Origin of the sequence: Bradyrhizobium lablabi (assembly GCF_018131005.1) — a bacterium.
GTDB lineage: Bacteria > Pseudomonadota > Alphaproteobacteria > Rhizobiales > Xanthobacteraceae > Bradyrhizobium > Bradyrhizobium lablabi_D.
Genome location: NZ_JAFCJK010000012.1, coordinates 41,452 through 59,242, shown reverse-complemented (window position 1 = coordinate 59,242; position 17,791 = coordinate 41,452). Strand labels below are relative to the sequence as shown.

Genomic DNA, 17,791 nt, shown 5'->3' with positions numbered 1-17,791 from the left:
TATGGAGGATACGATGAAGGGTCTTGCGATTGGTGTGGCGCTGGCGTTGTCATGCGCCGGGATGGCGCACGCGGAAATTTCCGGCGAGGTGGTGCGTGTCGGCGTGCTCAACGACATCTCCGGCATCTTCCAGGACACCAACGGCATGGGCTCGGTGGAGGCCGCGCGCATGGCGGCCGAGGATTTCAACGGCGGCGGCAAGGGGATCAAGGTCGAGATCGTCTATGCCGATCACCAGAACAAGGCCGACGTGGGATCCGCGATCGCGCGCAAATGGCTCGACGTCGAGGGCGTCGATGCCATCGTCGACGTACCGAACTCGGCCGTTGGGCTTGCCATCAACAACATCCTGCGCGACTCAAGGATGACGTTCCTGGCGTCTTCGACCGCGAGCTCCGATCTCACCGGCAAGGCCTGCTCGCCGAACACCATTCAATGGGTCAACGATGCCTGGGCGACCGGCAACACCACCGCGGCCGCGATGATGCAGCGTGGCGGCAAGGATTGGTACTTCGTGACGGTCGACTACGCGCTCGGCAAGGGCATCGAAGCCGAGGCGACGAACTATATCGAGAAGCACGGCGGCAAGGTGCTGGGCTCCAGCAAGCATCCGCTCGGCACCTCCGACTTTGCCTCCTTCCTGCTGCAGGCGCAGAATTCCAAGGCGAAGGTGATCGGGCTTGCCAATGCCGGCGGCGACACCATCAATGCGGTGAAGCAGGCGTCCGAATTCGGCATCCAGCAGGGCGGCCAGACCATGGTGGCGTTCCTCCTGTTCGTCAACGACATCCACGGCATGGGGCTGAAGGTGGCGCAGGGTCTGCAACTGCTCGAAGCCTTCTACTGGGACATGGACGACGACACCCGCGCATTTGCCAAGCGCTTCGCCGCGCGCCCCGGGATGAACGGCAAGATGCCGAGCGGCAACCAGGCCGGCGTCTACGCCTCCACGCTTGCCTATCTCAACGCCGTCGCCGCCACCGGCAGCGACGATGCCAAGCTCGTCGTGCCGCAGATGAAGACCTTCAAGGGCAAGGACAAGCTGTTCGGCGATGTCACGATCCGCCAGGACGGCCGCGTCATCCATCCGATGTACCTGTTCGAGGTGAAGAAGCCGGAGGAGTCGAAGTACCCTTACGACTACTACAAGCAGATCGCGACCATCCCGGCCGACCAGGCGTTCCGCCCACTCGCGGACGGCGGGTGTTCGTTGGTGAAGTGACCACAGCTATTGTCGCGATCTCCCTTCGCCTCGCCCCGCCCGCGGCGAGAGGCCGGATCGCATCGGAGATGCGATCCGGGTGAGTGGGCTCTCCACGAGTCGCGCTCGTGGATGGAGCCCCTCACCCCGACCCTCTCCCCGCAAGAACGGGGAGAGGGGGTAGAATTTCAGGAAGCAAGAGAGACGCAATTCGCGCCAATCTACGCCGCCTTCGGATTGACTGTCCCATCGGCCGCCTTCACACGGGCCACGAATTCAGCAGCCGTCATGACATGCGCTGTTGAGAAGGCCAGGATCGTGAGGGTGGCGCGATGCACCTCCTCGGCCGGCATGGCGCCCTGTCCGACGTCGGGATAGTCGAATGTTCCGGTCGCATCGGAAAGAAAAACGACCCTGTAGTTGTGAAACATCGCATCCCGTGCCGTTGCGTGGCAGCAGTTCTCGGTTGTTGTCCCCGAGATCACGACAGTCGTGATGCCCCATTCGCGGAGGATGAGGTCGAGGTCGGTGGCAAAGAACGCGCTGTATCGGTGCTTCTTGATGACGTGCTCACCCGGCGCGGGCGCCAGGTCCTTGAAGATCTCCACGCCGGGCGTGCCGTCGACCAGGGACGACCGGTCGGCGATCGGCGAATAGAGATCGTCATAGAGACCCATGTCGCTGCCATCGCGGCGATGCACATGCGCGGTATAGATGACGCGGATGCCCTTTTCGCGGCAGGTCTTCAGGGTCTGGGCCAGCCGGGGCACCATGGCGGCGGCCTGTGCCGAACGCAGCTTCGCGCCGTCGGCGACGAAGTCGTTCTGCATGTCCACGACCACCATGACAGTCCTGGCCGGATCAATGACGTCGCATTGGTAGGGCATTGTGATCTCCCCTCGTAAAACGAGGCCTACTCTACACCGGCTGCGACGGGCGTTCTTGGCTGTGATTGCCAGTCTATGGACTCTGCTTGCCAGAACCGGGGAGCAGACGCAGAATATCCGCGTGCCGGGTTGAGCGGGAGCATGGTCCAGTGCAGGTTCCCAGTCGCGCAGTCCTCGTCGAGCCGGGTGACAGCTTTGACCGCTGGCATCACGTCACCTGCCGCGAATTTTCGCTGACGGAATGTCGTCCTGTCGCCAACGAGGAATTTCAGGCGTCGATATCGATCCGGAATTTCGGTTCGCTGGTGATCAACGACATCTGGTCGTCGACGCCCGCGGTCGAGCGTATCCGGGTGATCCGCAGTCCGAGCGACGTCCGCAGGGACCCGCGCGACTATTTCATGCTGTGGCTCACACTTCGCGGCGAGGTCACCTTTACCCAGAGCGGGCGCGAAGCGCATATGCGTCGCGGCGACCTGGTTCTGCATGACCAATCGCAGCCGTTCACACTCGAATTCGCGCCGCGCGCGCGTTCGATCATGGTGTCGATTCCGCGACCGCTGCTGGTGTCGCGTCTGCCTGATGCGCATCGCCTGACGGCCCGGCGGATCGGCTGCGAATCGAAGGTCGGAGCGCTGGCGGGATCGTTCATCCGCCAGCTGGCACGTCTGGATGACGGGACCGGGCCGGCCGCGATACGACTTGGCGCGTCGGCGCTGGACATCTTCGCGACAACGCTCGAAAGCGAACTGACGGACAATGCGCCAGGGCACGGGCATGAACGGCTTGCGCGGGTCAAGTCGTACATCCTGGCCAATCTCCATGACTCGGAGCTCGACCTCGACACGATCGCCAAGGCGCACAACATGGCGCCGCGCACGCTCAATCGCCTGTTTGTCGGCGAAGGGACAACGCCGATCCGCTGGCTTTGGCAGCAACGTCTCGCTGGCAGTTACACGGCGCTCGCCGAACGCCGGTTCAATCACGTCACCGATGTGGCGCTCAGCTTTGGCTTCAGCGACGTATCGCATTTCAGCCGCGCCTTTAAAGCTGCGTTCGGCCAATCGCCCCACCAGGTGATGGGTTGAGGCGGCTTTCCGCCAGCTGTGAAGTTTCTGCGCGCCATTTTCACTTGCGGGAGGCGAACCGAACGCGTGGCACGAGAAGGCAACCGCCGCCGCCATATTGCAGCGAGCGGCCGTTCCACTCGGCCGGCAGGTTCACCTCGAACTTGATCGGCGGCGCCTTGGGGTCGACGGGATCGATATGTCCGAGCACCTTGCAGAATGCGGGATTGGTCGGGACGATGTGCGCCGCTGGCCTCAAGTGACGGCGCAGGCGCGGCCCCGTGAGAGACTACGGCGCCACTTTGCTGCTGCCCTGTGTGATCAGCCGCGCCGGGCGTTGGTCGCGGGCGTGGATCCAGAGCCAGTTGAGCGCGACGCTGAGGCGGTTGCGCAGGCCGATCAGGAAGTAGATGTGCGCGATGCCCCACAGCCACCAAGCGATGGTGCCGCGCAGCTTGATCTTGCCGAAGTCGATCACCGCGAGCCGCTTGCCGATCTGCGCAAGGCTGCCGGCATGCTTGTAACGGAACGGCGGCAGCGTCTTGCCGTTGAGCCGCGCCTTGATCAGCGCGGCGACATAGCGCCCCTCCTGCTTCGCGGCCGGCGCGATGCCAGGCACCGGCTTGCCGTCGGGGCCGTTGATGGTGACGGTGTCGCCGATCGCGAAAATGTCGGGATGGCCGGGCACGGCCAGATCGGGCTCGACCTGCAGGCGGTAGGCGCGATCGGCCGGCGCGTTCAGCCATTCGGCGGCTCGCGAGGCACGCACGCCGGCCGCCCAGACGATGGTGCGCGCCTCCAGCCGCTTGCCGCCATAGACCACGCCTTCGGCAGAGCATTCGGTGACGGGCTCACCCAGCATCACCTCGACGCCGAGGCTTTCCAGCGAGCGCTGCGCATAGGCCGAGAGATCGTCGGGAAAGCCCGCGAGCACGCGCGGGCCGGCCTCGATCAGCACCACGCGAGCCTTGCGGGTATCGATATGGCGGAAGTCGTAGGGCAGCGTGTCCTTGGCGAGATCGGCGATGGTGCCGGCCATCTCGACGCCGGTCGGCCCGGCGCCGATGATGACGAAGGTCAACAACGCCGCGCGCTTCTCGGGATCGGTCTCGCGCTCGGCGCGCTCGAAGGCGACGAGAATGCGCCGCCGCAGCGTCGTCGCGTCTTCCAGCGTCTTCAGCCCGGGCGCGAACGGCTCCCATTCGTCATGGCCGAAATAGGCATGGCGCGCGCCGGTGGCGAGGATCAGCGTGTCATAGGGAATGCTGTCGCCGTCGTCGAGCAGCACGCGCTTGCCCGCGGCGTCGACGCCGCCGACATTGGCGAACAACGTCGTCACATCGTGACGGTCGCGCAGCAGATAGCGGATGGGCCAGGCGATCTCGCTGGTCGCGAGCGAGGCGGTCGCGACCTGGTAGAGCAGCGGCTGGAACAGATGGTGGTTGCGGCGGTCGATCAGGGTGATCTCGACCGGCGCGCCCGAAAGTCCGAAGGCCGCTTCCAGTCCGCCGAAGCCGGCGCCGACGATCACCACACGGTGAGGCTTGGTGGGTGCTTGCGTCATAACAGATGGCTCCGGCTCACATGTCCCCGTCCACCATTATGTGTGCATTCGCACGCGACGTCCAAGCGGCGATTGCCATTGGTTGATAGGCAACGCGTATTAAACAAAAATCTCGCACTGTCCGCGGGACGACACGATTGGGACGACAGGATCCAGGCGGCCAAATTTTATTGGCGAGACCGCATCCTTTGGCCCGCGCCAAACGTCCTTGGGAGCGACCTCATATTCCCAAAGGAGCGCATGATGAGACGGACCCTGATCAGATACAAGGCGAAGCCGGAGATGGCCGACAGGAATGCCGAACTGGTTTCGGCGGTGTTTGCGGAACTGAAGGCGGCGAGGCCGGACGGCGTGCGCTATCTGACGCTCCGGCTCGAGGACGACACCTTCATCCATCTTGTCGAGGTCGCGGCCGATGACGGCGCGAGTCCGATTCCGAAGCTTGCGTCGTTCCAGACGTTCCAGGACGGAATTCGTGATCGCTGCGCCGAGCCGCCTCTGGCTCGCGGGGCCAGGATCGTCGGCAACTATCGTATGCTGGAGGAGTCGTGAACGAATCGAGCGAGGAGCAATGACGTCACTCCCTGACCCGCCGGCTGTGGTCGACATCGATGCGCTGCTGGCGGCGATGCGGCCGAGGCTGCATCGCTATTGCGCGCGCATGGTTGGCTCAGTCATCGACGGCGAGGACGTGCTGCAGGATGCATTGATCAAGGCGATGGAGGCGCTGCCATCGGCTGCGCCCATCGTCAATCCTGAGGGCTGGCTGTTCCGCATCGCGCACAACGCCGCGCTGGATTTCCTGCGCCGTCGTAACCGGCAGGAGGCGCTGCATTCGGCAGAGGAGGTGGAGATGATTGCCGATCATCTCGATGATGTGGAAAGGCGCCAGATCGCGGCAACCGGCTTGCGCACCTTCATGCGGCTGCCGGTAGCGCAGCGCGCCAGCGTGATCCTGATGGACGTGCTCGGCTGTTCGCTGCGGGAGGTCTGCGATATCATGGATTTCAGCCTGCCCGCCGTGAAGGCCGCGCTGCATCGCGGACGCACGCAATTGCGGGTGTTCGCCGGGGAGGTTGACGATGCGCCACGGCCGGGTCTGTCGGAGGCCGAGCGCATTCGCCTCAACGCCTATGTCAGCCATTTCAACGCCCGCGATTTCGACGCCATCCGTGCCATGATCGCCGATGACATCAGGCTCGAGCTCGTCAACCGGAAGAGGTTGAACGGCAAGGCCGAGGTCTCGACCTATTTCGGCAATTATGCGCGGGTCAGCGACTGGCATCTGGTGCCGGGACAGGTGGACGGACGTCCGGCCATCCTGGTGTTCGATCCGGGAAAGCCGAACGCGCCGGCGACATATTTCATCGTGCTCGACTGGTCCGCCGACAAGGTCGCCGCCATCAGGGATTTTCGCCACGCGGCCTATGTCATCGACGGTGCGGAGTGCCTGGTGGACGGCAAATCTCCAGAAAAAACCAAGCCCGTCTAAAGCTCGGCTCCAAGCATGTCATCCGATTCGCGGGATGGATGTCGGTCCGAACCGCGGCAAGGAGATTTGCGATGCCGATCTACATGAGGATCACCAGGAACGGCCAGCCTGTCATCAAGGGAGACGCCACCGCGAAAGGGCATGAAAAATGGATCGAACTGGCGAGCGCTCAGCTCGGCCAAACCAGATCCATCGCAAACAGCCGCGTGGCGTCCGCGCCTGCCGTGTCGGAGATCGTGATCACGAAATCGATGGATTCAGCATCGACCGCATTGTTCCGCCAATCATTGTACGGCGAAGGGGTCACCATCCAGATCGATTTCGTGAAACCAGGCGGAAACAGGCCGACCTACCTCACCATCACGCTCCAGAACGCTCTCATCTCCAGTTATCAATCGGGAGCCGGCCCGTCCGACGGACCCACGGAGAGCCTGGCGCTGAACTTTACCAAGATGACCTTCGATTTGCCTGGCACCGGCCCCGACGTCTCCGGTCATGCGGAGGTGCTCATGAGGGGATGGGACGCCGGTCTGGGCACTCCCTGAGCAATCGACTGCAACCGCACCGGTTGGCTCCGACGCTTGCTCCCGAAGTGGACGTCACAAGCTTGCTCCGCCGTCGCCCCGGCTCGACGCCGGGGCTTTGTTCGATTCACCGGCACTGCGTTCTTCGGATTGTGATGAGGTCGATGTGCGTGACCGCATCGAAGGCGCGCTTCTTCTCGGCCTTACAGCGTTTTCAAGCGAAGTGGATGCCGGTTCGCGTGAAGACAACACGTCTAAACAAGAATCCAGAGCTTCGGTTCTGATTCGATCAGAGGCCGAAAATGCTCAGTCGTCGTCATCGTCGGATTGGATACGACGTTCGATGATGGCGTCTCGTATCCCACGCATGGCCACATATGTCGCGAAGGCCATCCTCTCCTTCTGATCCGGGCTCAGCGTTTTGTAGAGCGGTTCCCACGCGTCGGCGAGCTTCTTGAGGTCGGTCGCACGCTGACTCAGCATCTCCGCTCGACGTTGCATGCGTTCGACAGGATTGCGTTCACGAACGGCTTCCATCGGACCGCTATCGCGCAGTTCCGCTATCCGTTCCCACCGGGCTTGTTGATTCTTCGCTCTCGTCCGGATGGCTTCCTCTATGGCAGGCCAGTATTTTTCCTGGTCGGGCGTCAACTGCAAGGCGGCCTTGATCACGCCGACACGCGCATCCGTCAAGGCCTTCAGGTCGGCGGCGCTGGGATGCCGCATTCCGACAGTGGAAGACGTTTCTGCTGCATGGGCGAGAGGTGACGCTGCTATGAGAACCGCAGTCGCTGCAACGGCTATTTTCCTGATCATCGCAAACTCCCGGATCTGGTGTCGTTCGCCCCCGGCGAGAGGTGGCAGTCGGGACCACGGGGATGGGTTGATTCAGGTCAAGACGACGTTCACACGTCGGTGAGTTTCGCCAAGCGCAGAACAAAGAAAACTATGACGTGATCGTGACGGCGTCAGCAGGTTCCTGCGCGGCGATGTCCAAAGCGGTTGGTTGTTTCCTGTGGAGTCACCACGACGCTGCCGTGCGAACGGATTCGAGCACAGAGCCTTCTCAAATCGTCGGGCGTGCCGGCGATCGGGCGAGGGTCAGCAGGGCTGCGGCGAGCGCCACTGCGGCCTTTTCGGGCCGGGTCCTTTCGTAGATCGCGAACTCGAGGTCAGGAAGACGCGGCAGCCCCTCTTTCAGCCCCAGGATTCGCAAGCCCGCGACGACCGCGCTCGCCGGAAGCGGCGTGACGGCGAGACCCGCGAGCGCCGCCGCTCGCACGCCGGTCAAACTCGGGCTCGTGTAGACGATCTCCCAAGCAAGTTCGCTATTGCGGAGCGCGGTGAGCGCCGCCTCGCGCGACACGGACTGCTCACGATACAGCGCCAGCGGGAGCGCGACGCCAGGAACGAGATCGAACGTGTCGGCCGCTACCCAGACCAGCGCTTCGCGCCACACCAGCCGCCCCTTCGACGTTCCCAGCGGACGTTTGGCAAACACGACATCAAGCCTCCCCGCGTTGAGCAGTTCGATCAATCCGGCGCTGATGCCGACCTGCACCTCGAGTTTCACGCCGGGATGGATCGTCGCGAAGCGGCCGAGCGCCGATGGCAGTGAGCCGCCAGCGACCTCCTCGACGACGCCCAGGCGTACGGTGCCGGACAGGCGCGGTGCCGCAAGGCGATGGCGCGCCGCTTCCTCCAGTTGCAGCAGGCGACGCGCGTCACCGAGCAGCATTTCCCCATCGTCGGTCAGCGCGACGCTTCGTGTCGTGCGTCGAAACAAGGGGCGCTTGGTCTCGAGCTCGAGCCGCTTGATCTGCTGGCTGATGGTCGACTGCGTCAAATTGAGCCGCTCGGCCGCGCGATGGAAACCGCCGCAATCGGCGACGGCCACAAAGGCTCGCAGCAACTCGAAATCCAGCATGCTTTTGATCCCATTTCGTAATCAATAATATCGCAAAATATCGTTTTCGTAACCACTGCCGCACCCCCCAAATCAGGACGCTGCATTATATGATAATCGTCATTTAAAGTGGTTCGCCATGGAGCATGAACATGCCAATACTTGATGGCCGGATGTGCTCTGCGCACCGCTCCACCGCCGTCGGGGCCGCAGCGCTCGCCCGCCCAAGTCAAGCAAATTTGGGCAATCTGCATCAAGGGCAGGCAAGCGAATAGTGCAAGCTCCGCGTAAGAGCGCGCTGGACAGCGCGGCGAGTCCGGCACGGCGCCGGATGTGGCATCGCCACTCACAGTGTCGCTGCGCCCAATCATAGGCAAGGAGCAGCGAACGTGATCTCAGCAGCATTTCCCTACAAGAAGCAGCGGCGGCGAGTGCTGGGCCGCGAGATGGCGTATGTGGATGTGGGAAAGGGCGACCCCATCGTGCTGCTGCACGGCAATCCCACCTCGTCGTATCTCTGGCGCAACGTGCTGCCGCACCTGGAGCCGCTGGGCCGCTGCATCGCCCCGGACCTGATCGGCATGGGCGACTCCGACAAGCTGCCTGACAGTGGTCCCAACTCGTATCGCTTCGTGGAGCACCGCCGCTACCTCGACGCCCTGCTCGAGTCCCTGGACGTGCGCGAGCGAGTCACTCTCGTCATCCATGACTGGGGCTCGGCCCTCGGCTTCGACTGGGCCAACCGCCATCGCAAGGCTGTGAAGGGTATCGCTTTCATGGAGGCGATCGTGGCGCCGCAGGGCCAGGACCATTGGGACAAGATGGGAATGCGCCCAGCCCTGGAGGCACTGCGTTCGCAGGCCGGCGAGACGATGGTCCTGCAGAACAACTATTTCATTGAAGAGATCCTCCCGAACGCCATCCTGCGTGAGCTCTCCGACGAGGAGATGGCCGAGTACCGACGGCCATTTGCCGAACCCGGCGAGGGACGACGGCCGACGCTGACCTGGCCCCGGCAGATACCCATCGACGGCGAGCCCCCCGACGTTTCTGCGATCGCGGCTGCCTACGCGGACTGGCTGGGGACGAGCAATGTGCCGAAGCTGTTCCTGAAGGCTGAGCCAGGCGCGATCCTTGACAATGATACGCTGGTCAATCTCGTCCGCAGCTGGCCGGCTCTGACCGAGAAGACAGTGGCGGGGATCCATTTCGTCCAGGAAGATTCGCCGGACGAGATCGGCCGGGCCGTCGCCGGCTGGATGAAGGCTTTGCGCTGATCCAGGCGATGCCGGAGTTTGCTTTCGCAGGCGTCAAAACTATGGAGGGAGAGCATGGGACTATCCTGGCAACAAGGCCCGCTCTCGTCGGGAGCAAACGGCCGGTTCCTCGTGGCCGAACCGCTGCCGAAGAGGCTGCTGTACGTCGAACGGTTGCGCCGGCGCATGCGCGTGCGCTTCGGAGGACGCTGGATCGCCGATAGCGAGCGCGTTCTCCTGCTCTTCGAGCCGGGCCGCTATCCGGTCGCCTACTTTCCGGAGACCGACATTTCTCCGCAGGTCCTGGAACGCGCCGAGCAGACTACGCAACACTCCGATTTCGGGCTCACGTCCTGGTATAGCGTGCGGGCCGACGAGCAGCACATCGCGCCGCGCGGGGCATGGCAGCACACCGCTCTGCCTGCCCATGCGAGCGAACTGCAGGGACGCGTCGCGTTCGCCTGGCGGGCCATGGACGCCTTCTACGAGGAGGACGAGCGAATCGTGGGTCATGCCGCCGATCCCTACCACCGCATCGACATTCGCCAGGCCTCCCGCAACCTCGTCGTCCGCCATCGTGACCGCATCATCGCCGATACCAAGCGGCCGCTGGTCCTCTACGAGTCCGGCTTCGCGCCGCGCTGGTACGTTCCGCGTGCCGACATCGACGAGTCCGCGCTTACGCCGGTGAAGCTGCAAACCTTCTGTCCATATAAGGGACTCTGCAGTTACTACTCGATCGATGACGCGCGGCAGGCGGCATGGTCGTATCCCGACGCCTATCCCGAGGTCGGTCGCATCTCGAACCTGGTGTCGTTCGAACCGGACGTCGTTTCGGTTCATCTCGATGGCACGCAGCTTCGTCTCGAACCGGGCCAGGCAGTGGTTCCCCACGGCCCTGATCGCAACCTTGACGTCGCCGAGGTGATCCATGAGTGAGCGCCCGCCGGCCGGCGCGCACCGGCCGCCAGCGGCTCGAACATGACCCGGAAGCAGGTACGGTGGCTCTGCGAAACCTCATGCGCCAACAGGAAGCCGGAGCCAGTTGATGATTCGAAGATAACTCGTCACGCTCCAGCCCAGACTTCCGGTCTCCGTCCAAGGAGCGAGGCATGGCTCGACTACTGTCGGTGAACGTCGGACTTCCGCGCGATGTCGCGTGGAAGGGGCGCACGGTGCATACCGCGATCTGGAAAGATCCGGTGCGCGGCCGCTGTCGGGTTGGCCGGTTGAATCTCGACGGAGACGGTCAGGGCGACCTGGGCGGCCACGGGGGTGAGCAGCGGGCCGCCTTCGTCTACCAGATCGAATCATATCGCTACTGGCAGGAGCGGCTGAACAGGTCCGACTTCGTCCACGGACAGTTCGGCGAGAATCTTACGATCGAAGGATTGCCCGACGATGCCGTTTGCATCGGCGACCGTTATCGAATCGGCAGCGCCGTGTTCGAGGTCACGCAACCTCGCGTGACCTGCTATCGCGTCGGCATTCGGTTGAACGAGCCGCGGATGCCGGCGTTGCTGACATCCAGCGGACGTCCGGGGTTCTACTTCCGCGTCCTGCAGGAAGGCGAGGTGGGGGCCGGCGACGAAATCGTGAAGGTGGGAGAAGCGAGCGAGCGAATGACTGTCGCAGAGGTCAACGCCCTGCTGTACTTGCCCAATCATGCCCGTGATCGATTGGAGCGCGCTTTGCGGATCGAGGCACTTTCACCCGGGTGGCGCGCGTCGTTTGAGGCGCTGATGCAGAGTGAAACGTCCGCCGCGGGCAGCGGCAATGCGGGCCTTGCGCCGGCAGCGGCTGCACATCCGGCTGCACCGGGGTTTCAGCCGCTCGCGGTGGCGGCAATCGATCAGGAGTCCGCAGATGTCCTCTCCCTGTCGATGCGGCATCCGGACGGTCAGCCGCTGCCTCAGGCTCTGCCTGGTCAGTACCTGGTCCTGCGTCTTCGGCGGAATGACGGTGGCCCGCCACTCTTCCGCAGCTACTCGCTTTCCGGTCCTCCGTCTACGGAGCGCTACCGGATCAGCGTGAAGATCGAACCGAATGGAGCGGCTGGTAACTACCTGCGAGAGCATGTCCGTCCAGGCGATAGTCTCGACGCAAGCTCGCCGCGCGGAAGCTTCATTCTGCACTCCGGAGAGCGGCCGGTGGTGCTGCTCAGCGCGGGAATCGGCGCGACGCCTGTTCTTGCGATGCTGCACGCGCTGGCTGAAGCCCGCTCGGCGCGACAGGTATTGTGGTTGCACACGGCTCGCGACCGGCAGCATCATCCGTTTGGCGCCGAAGTCCAACGCCTCATGTCAGCGCTCAGCCGTGGCCGAAGTTACGTCTGCTACAGCAGGCCGGGCGCTGGCGACAGGATGGGGGAGGATTTCGACGCGCCGGGTCGCTTGTCGAGATCGGTGCTCGACGAGGTCGGGCTGCCGCGAGAGGCGGATGTCTACCTTTGCGGCCCGGCCCGCTTCATGGCCGACATGAAACAGACGCTCGCAGCCATGGACATGGCGCCGGAGCGGATTCACGTCGAAATTTTCAACGGCAGCGAGCCGCGCACGTCTGGCGTCATCGGCGCACCGACGCGAGCGCCCCATCCGCTCATGGATGACGCCAACACCGGTCCGCTGGTGTCATTTGCGCGAAGCGGCATTGCCGCGCATTGGAATCCGGCCGCCTACCAAAGCATTCTGGAGCTCGCCGAGGCGTGCGATGTCCCGGTCCGCTGGTCGTGCCGAACCGGCGTCTGCCACAATTGTGAGAGCGGTCTGGTTTCCGGCGAGGTCGCCTATGAGCCGCCACCGCTCGACAAGCCCGCCGACGGCAACGTTCTTGTCTGCTGCTCGCAACCGCTTCGTGATGTCGTCATCGATTTGTGAATCCCGGCCGGGATCGGATGTCCGACTGAAGCATATCAAGTTTCGCTTCCGGGTGGTCCGGTCGCAAGTGGAGGGTCAGAACGATGGACACAGCCCGCACAGGTGCGGTGGAGCTCTCGGTCGAGGTGATCACCTTGCCGGTGAGCGATGTCGATCGAGCGTTGCGGTTCTATGTCGACAAGGTCGGCTTCACCCTCGACGTCGACTATTCACCGAATGACGCGTTCCGAGTCGTTCAGCTCACTCCGCCGGGCTCGAGCTGCTCGATCCAGATCGGCCGCGGGCTCACCGACGCGCCCGCCGGGTCGCTTCGTAACGCCTATCTCGTCGTGACCGATCTCAAGGCCGCGCGGAGCCGCCTGCTCGAACGGGGCGTCAAAGTCGGCGAAATCAGGCACAAGACACCCATTGATGCCTGGGACGGGAGTTTCGCACCCGGGCTCGACTCCGCGCGCAGGGACTACGCCAGCTTCGCCGATTTCTCGGACCCGGACGGCAACAGCTGGGTGCTGCAGGAACGGGGTTACCGCAACGAGTGATGCGGATGCTGAGGAGGCAATCGCTGGATCTCTCGGCGTGCGGCTACAACTATGACATGCCGCGTGCATCGGCTGAATGGTTGAAAACTATGTATCCAACCATACCCGCGAGATGCCGACAGGTGGCGGACATTGCGCTTCGCCGCGATTTACATTTTTCTCTCCGGCGGCATATTCTTTGTGGTCCGAACGGCGCCGAGGTTGACCTCGGGCGGCCGGTGCGGCAACCGCGGAGAATGGTATCGTGCGCTATTTCTTCGAGGATTACGCTCTCGACACCGAGCGGCGGGAGCTGCATCGCGAATCCGATGTGGTCCCCACGCCGCCGCAGGTTTTTGATCTGCTCGAATACCTGATCCGAAACAGGGAGCGAGTCGTCAGCAAGGACGACCTCGTGAAAGCAATCTGGAAAGGGCGCATCATGTCCGATGCGGCGCTGACGACACGACTGAATGCCGCCCGAAGTGTCCTGGGCGATTCTGGCGAGGAGCAGCGCCTTATCAAAACATTGCCGCGCAAGGGTGTTCGATTCGTCGGCGCGGTGCACGAAGGCGGGCAGCCACGCACCCAGCTCGCCATGGTCGACCGCATTGAATCCTCAAGCCCCGAACTCACGCTTCCGGACAGGCCCTCGATCGCCGTTTTGCCGTTTCAGAACATGAGCGGCGATCCCGAGCAGGAATATTTCGCGGACGGGATGGTCGACGAAATCACCACGGCTCTTTCGCGGTTCAAATGGCTGTTCGTCATCGCCCGGAATTCGAGTTTCACTTTCAAGGGTAGACCTGTCGATATCAAGGAAGTCGGTCGCCGGCTTGGCGTGCGCTACGTACTTGAGGGCTCGGTGCGCAAGTCGTCCGGGAAAATTCGTATAGCAGGACAATTGATTGATGCGATGACAGGTTCGCACATATGGGCGGACAGATTCGAGCGCGATTCGACCGACATCTTTGCTCTTCAGGACGAGCTAACCGTGGCTGTCGTCTCCGCAATCGAGCCTAAACTTCTTAAGACTGAAATCGCAATGGCGGCGCGCCGGCGGCCGGAGAACCTGACCGCATACGAGTTTTACTTGCGGGCACTGCAGAAGGACTATCTCACGACGCGCGAAGGATTGGCTGAGGCAATAACGCTTGCCCATCGCGCACTGGAACTGGACCCCCACTTCGCTTTGGCGGCGGCCTTGGCGGGTATCTGTCACCAGCTCAATGTTAATCTGGGCTATACGATCGATCCCCAATTCGATCGCAAGGAAGCGGTCCGGCTTGTTCGCCTTGCTTTGAGCATCGACGACAGCGATCCGGAAACGTTAGCATTTGCCGCCGTTGTCTCATCCTTTGCGATTGGCGATACTGAAACCGAGATCGAAATGGTCGATCGGGCTGTCGCTCTCAACGCAAATTCATTTGAAGCATGGAACGCAAGGGGATGGATCTATAGAAATTCAGGTTTCCCCGAAGAAGCGATCCGAAGCTTTCAACAGGCCATTCGCATGAGCCCGGTGGACCCGATACTGCACCGGTCTTTTGTCGGGATGGCGCTGGCGCTTATTGAGCTTGGTCGCTTTGACGAGGCCATCGTCGAAGCAAAGAAAGCGCGCCGTCAGAGCCCCACTTTTGCGCCCGTCTACCGCTGTTTCGCGTCCGCCTTCGCCCATCTCGGACGTAACGCCGAGGCACACGACGCGGCGGCGCGTGTACTTGAGCACGATCCCTCATTCACCATTTCGACGTATATTGCCCGCGGCGGCTCAGCAAATGCGAAGCGATTGATTGAGGGTCTCCGCAAAGCGGGATTACCTGAATAAGTGACGTTTCGGCCGGCCGGCCCGCGCGTACGAGGTCGCCACCGAAAATTGGGACATTCAAGAGGAGCTACATTTTCTGGTTGGATAACGAGGGAGGAATTCATGAACGCGTCATTCGCCCGCACACTTATTTGCTTGTTCACGATCGCTGGCTCTGTCGTCGTCTTCCCGTTGGAGTCCGCGCGGGCACAGGGCATCTTCCGCACTGAGGTCTATCCGGTGCAGACGGTCACCCTCGGCACGGCTGATTTCCTGCTCGGCAAAAAAGATGGCAAGCCCGCGATGATCGCGGGCGAGTTGCGCATACCGAAGCCCGGAACCGACCGGCTGCCAGCCGTCGTCCTCGTGCACGGCTCGGGCGGAATCGGCTTCAATTCCGGCATGTGGGTGGACGAGTTAAACAACGCCGGTTTCGCCACATTTGTCGCCGACAGTTTCACGGGCCGTGGAATTGCGAATACCATTGCCGATCAGGCGCAGCTTTCATCTTACACGATGATGAACGACGCCTTTGCCGCGCTTGCCGTGCTCGCGAGGCATCCGCGCATCGATCCGGACAAGATTGCTGTCATGGGTTTCTCGAAGGGGGCCATACCCTCGCTTTACGCGAGCATGAACCGTTTCCAGAGCGCTTACGCCCCTGAGGGCGCAAGCTTTGCCGCCTATATCGGTTTCTACACTCCCTGCAATACCGAGATGATCGGCGACGAGAAAGTAAGCGAGAAGCCGATCCGGCTCTATCACGGCATCGCGGATGACTGGGTGCCGATCGGCCCATGCCGCGATTACGTGGCACGGTTGAAAAAGGCTGGCGCCAATGTGGAGCTCATTGAATATCCAGGCGCCTATCATGCTTTCGACAATCCGAAGATTCCGGGGACTGTACAGCTCCCGCAAGCGCAGACTTGGCGCAAATGCCGCTTTGAGGAGAAGCCGCAGGGCGTGATCATCAATAGCGATACGGGCCAGCCCGCCAGTTTCAACGACTCCTGTATCGAGCGCGGCGTCACGGTCGCCTACAATGCTGATGCGACCAATGCCGCCCGCAAGGATGTCGTCGAATTTCTGGGTAAGGTGTTCAGCAAGTAGCGAAGTATCAACGATGAACGCGCCGTCATACTCGCCGGCGCGTCGACATTGTGAAGCCCTGCGCAAGGCAGTGTCCGTTCCTGCTGCAATGTGGTGCCATCATGGGGCTGGGGCGCGCATTCGCGCGACCCGTAACGGAGCAGGCCCATTTTGGACGCGGCTGCCTGCGACAATCGTTGCCCAAGCAACCGGCATTATATTTCTTGCCATGTCCGAGCCCGGCGAATTATGGTGCAGGGTGCTGCGGTATGCGCCGAAGGTTCTAAATGAGCGCCGTCGGTTCATGCTTGCTGCGGACTTGCGATTTCGCGCACAAAACAATGCACCGAGAATGGCGCGCCAAGCGCAGCCCCCGGTCCGGTCAACGGGCTGATGGGACGTTCGTCTGGTTGAGGAGGGGAGTGAATATGAAAAAGGCATTTTGGCTGGCAGGCGCCATGGCCCTGGCGCTGGCGCAGCCGGCGACGGCGGCTGACACCATCAAGATCGGCTTTGTCTCGACCTTCAGCGGCCCTACCGCCGTGATCGGCAACGACATGCGCAATTCCTTCGAGCTCGCGCTCGACCATCTCGGCCGCAAGATGGGCGGCAAGCCGGTGGAGGTGATCTACGAAGACGATCAGCAGAAACCGGATGTGGGCAAGCAGAAGACCGAAAAGCTTGTGCAATCGGACAAGGTCGATTTCATCGTCGGCTACATCTGGTCGAACGTGCTGCTCGCCTCGCTCAAGACCGCGGTCGACTCGAAGACCTTCCTGATCTCAGCCAATGCCGGTCCGTCGCAGCTCGCCGGCGAACTGTGCTCTCCTTACGTGTTCTCGACCTCGTGGCAGAACGACCAGACTCCGCAGGCGGTCGGCACCTACATGAACCAGAAGGGCGTCAAGTCGGTGTTCCTGATCGGCCCCAACTACGCCGCCGGCAAGGACATGCTCGCCGGCGTCAAGAGCACCTTCAAGGGCGAGGTGGTCGGCGAGGAATACACGGTGTGGCCGAGCCAGCTCGACTTCTCCGCCGAGCTCACCAAGGCGAAGAATTCCAAGGCCGAGTCGATCTTCGTGTTCTATCCCGGTGCCGCGGGCGTCCAGTTCCTGAACCAGTATGCGCAGGCCGGCATCAAGCAGCAGATCCCGCTCTACACTGCGTTCACGATCGACGAATTGTCGCTGCCGCTGCAAAAGGACAACGCGCTCGGCGTTCCCGGCGCACAGCAATGGGTCAACGATCTGCCGAACGAGGAGAACAAGAAGTTCGTCGCGGATTACCGCAAGAAATATCCCGGACTGCGTCCGACCTTCTATGGCGCGCAGTCCTACGATGCCGCAAACCTGATCAACAGCGCCGTCGTCGCCGTGAAGGGCGATACCTCGAAAAAGGACGAGATGAAGGCCGAGATGCAGAAGGTGAACTTCAAATCGGTGCGTGGCCCGTTCAGATACGGCAACAACCACATCCCGATCCAGAACTTCTATCTGCAGGACGTGGTCAAGGACGCCGACGGCCAGCTCGCGCTGAAGACGGTCGCAACCATTGTGAAGGACGACCAGGACCGCTTCCACGACAAGTGCCCGATGAAGTGATCC

The 17,791-nt window shown here is 62.4% G+C and carries 16 protein-coding genes and 1 pseudogene; 12 read left to right on the top strand and 5 right to left on the bottom strand.

The features are described 5' to 3' along the window. Nucleotides 1-13: 13 nt before the first annotated feature. Nucleotides 14-1,222 carry an ABC transporter substrate-binding protein gene (locus JQ553_RS29160; RefSeq protein ID WP_212503508.1) on the top strand — a complete coding sequence of 403 codons (1,209 nt, stop codon included), beginning with the start codon at nt 14-16 and terminating at the stop codon, nt 1,220-1,222. Between the two features lie 200 nt (nt 1,223-1,422). Here the strand turns inward: JQ553_RS29160 and JQ553_RS29155 are convergent, their stop codons facing one another. Next, the gene (locus JQ553_RS29155; protein WP_212503507.1) at nt 1,423-2,088 is read right to left on the bottom strand and encodes a cysteine hydrolase family protein; all 666 of its coding nucleotides are present in this window, start codon (nt 2,086-2,088) and stop codon (nt 1,423-1,425) included. Between the two features lie 149 nt (nt 2,089-2,237). Here JQ553_RS29155 and JQ553_RS29150 point away from each other — a divergent pair, with 149 nt between their 5' ends. After that, complete coding sequence (locus JQ553_RS29150) at nt 2,238-3,176, top strand: helix-turn-helix domain-containing protein (protein WP_212503506.1); 939 nt, start codon at nt 2,238-2,240, stop codon at nt 3,174-3,176. An 82-nt stretch (nt 3,177-3,258) separates the two neighbouring features. Here JQ553_RS29150 and JQ553_RS29145 read toward each other — a convergent pair. Further along, nucleotides 3,259-3,396, bottom strand: a pseudogene (locus tag JQ553_RS29145) (tannase/feruloyl esterase family alpha/beta hydrolase); the annotation flags it as partial. A 48-nt stretch (nt 3,397-3,444) separates the two neighbouring features. Beyond that, on the bottom strand, nt 3,445-4,719 hold the full coding sequence (locus tag JQ553_RS29140; protein ID WP_212503505.1) for an NAD(P)/FAD-dependent oxidoreductase: 1,275 nt from the start codon (nt 4,717-4,719) through the stop codon (nt 3,445-3,447). 243 nt (nt 4,720-4,962) lie between these two features. Here JQ553_RS29140 and JQ553_RS29135 point away from each other — a divergent pair, with 243 nt between their 5' ends. The 3 genes from JQ553_RS29135 (at nt 4,963) to JQ553_RS29125 (ending at nt 6,756) form a co-directional block, all read left to right on the top strand. Further along, complete coding sequence (locus JQ553_RS29135) at nt 4,963-5,271, top strand: hypothetical protein (RefSeq protein ID WP_212503504.1); 309 nt, start codon at nt 4,963-4,965, stop codon at nt 5,269-5,271. Between the two features lie 19 nt (nt 5,272-5,290). Continuing rightward, nucleotides 5,291-6,211 (top strand): sigma-70 family RNA polymerase sigma factor, encoded by a 921-nt coding sequence (locus tag JQ553_RS29130; protein WP_212503503.1) that lies wholly within the window; start codon nt 5,291-5,293, stop codon nt 6,209-6,211. A gap of 71 nt (nt 6,212-6,282) precedes the next feature. Next, complete coding sequence (locus tag JQ553_RS29125; protein ID WP_212503502.1) at nt 6,283-6,756, top strand: type VI secretion system tube protein Hcp; 474 nt, start codon at nt 6,283-6,285, stop codon at nt 6,754-6,756. Nucleotides 6,757-7,041: 285 nt separating this feature from the next. Here JQ553_RS29125 and JQ553_RS29120 read toward each other — a convergent pair whose 3' ends face one another. Then, nucleotides 7,042-7,551 carry a Spy/CpxP family protein refolding chaperone gene (locus JQ553_RS29120; protein ID WP_212503501.1) on the bottom strand — a complete coding sequence of 170 codons (510 nt, stop codon included), beginning with the start codon at nt 7,549-7,551 and terminating at the stop codon, nt 7,042-7,044. Between the two features lie 250 nt (nt 7,552-7,801). Then, nucleotides 7,802-8,662: a LysR substrate-binding domain-containing protein gene (locus JQ553_RS29115; RefSeq protein WP_212503500.1), complete on the bottom strand. Its 861-nt coding sequence runs from the start codon at nt 8,660-8,662 to the stop codon at nt 7,802-7,804. Nucleotides 8,663-9,030: 368 nt separating this feature from the next. On the opposite strand from JQ553_RS29115, the gene JQ553_RS29110 reads away from it, so the two are divergent. From JQ553_RS29110 to JQ553_RS29080, 7 genes are all read left to right on the top strand, one after another. Next, nucleotides 9,031-9,918, top strand: coding sequence for a haloalkane dehalogenase (locus JQ553_RS29110; protein WP_212503499.1), 888 nt, complete (start codon nt 9,031-9,033; stop codon nt 9,916-9,918). Nucleotides 9,919-9,972: 54 nt separating this feature from the next. After that, the gene (locus tag JQ553_RS29105; protein ID WP_212503498.1) at nt 9,973-10,836 is read left to right on the top strand and encodes a DUF427 domain-containing protein; all 864 of its coding nucleotides are present in this window, start codon (nt 9,973-9,975) and stop codon (nt 10,834-10,836) included. 173 nt (nt 10,837-11,009) lie between these two features. Next, nucleotides 11,010-12,773, top strand: coding sequence for an MOSC and FAD-binding oxidoreductase domain-containing protein (locus JQ553_RS29100; protein ID WP_212503497.1), 1,764 nt, complete (start codon nt 11,010-11,012; stop codon nt 12,771-12,773). An 83-nt stretch (nt 12,774-12,856) separates the two neighbouring features. Further along, on the top strand, nt 12,857-13,312 hold the full coding sequence (locus JQ553_RS29095) for a VOC family protein (RefSeq protein WP_212503496.1): 456 nt from the start codon (nt 12,857-12,859) through the stop codon (nt 13,310-13,312). 244 nt (nt 13,313-13,556) lie between these two features. After that, on the top strand, nt 13,557-15,119 hold the full coding sequence (locus JQ553_RS29090) for a winged helix-turn-helix domain-containing tetratricopeptide repeat protein (RefSeq protein WP_212503495.1): 1,563 nt from the start codon (nt 13,557-13,559) through the stop codon (nt 15,117-15,119). Then, a complete protein-coding gene (locus tag JQ553_RS29085; protein ID WP_212503494.1) occupies nt 15,120-16,208 on the top strand; it encodes a dienelactone hydrolase family protein in 1,089 nt (362 codons plus the stop codon). It begins immediately after the preceding gene. A gap of 407 nt (nt 16,209-16,615) precedes the next feature. Beyond that, nucleotides 16,616-17,788 carry an ABC transporter substrate-binding protein gene (locus tag JQ553_RS29080; RefSeq protein ID WP_212503493.1) on the top strand — a complete coding sequence of 391 codons (1,173 nt, stop codon included), beginning with the start codon at nt 16,616-16,618 and terminating at the stop codon, nt 17,786-17,788. Nucleotides 17,789-17,791 lie beyond the last annotated feature (3 nt).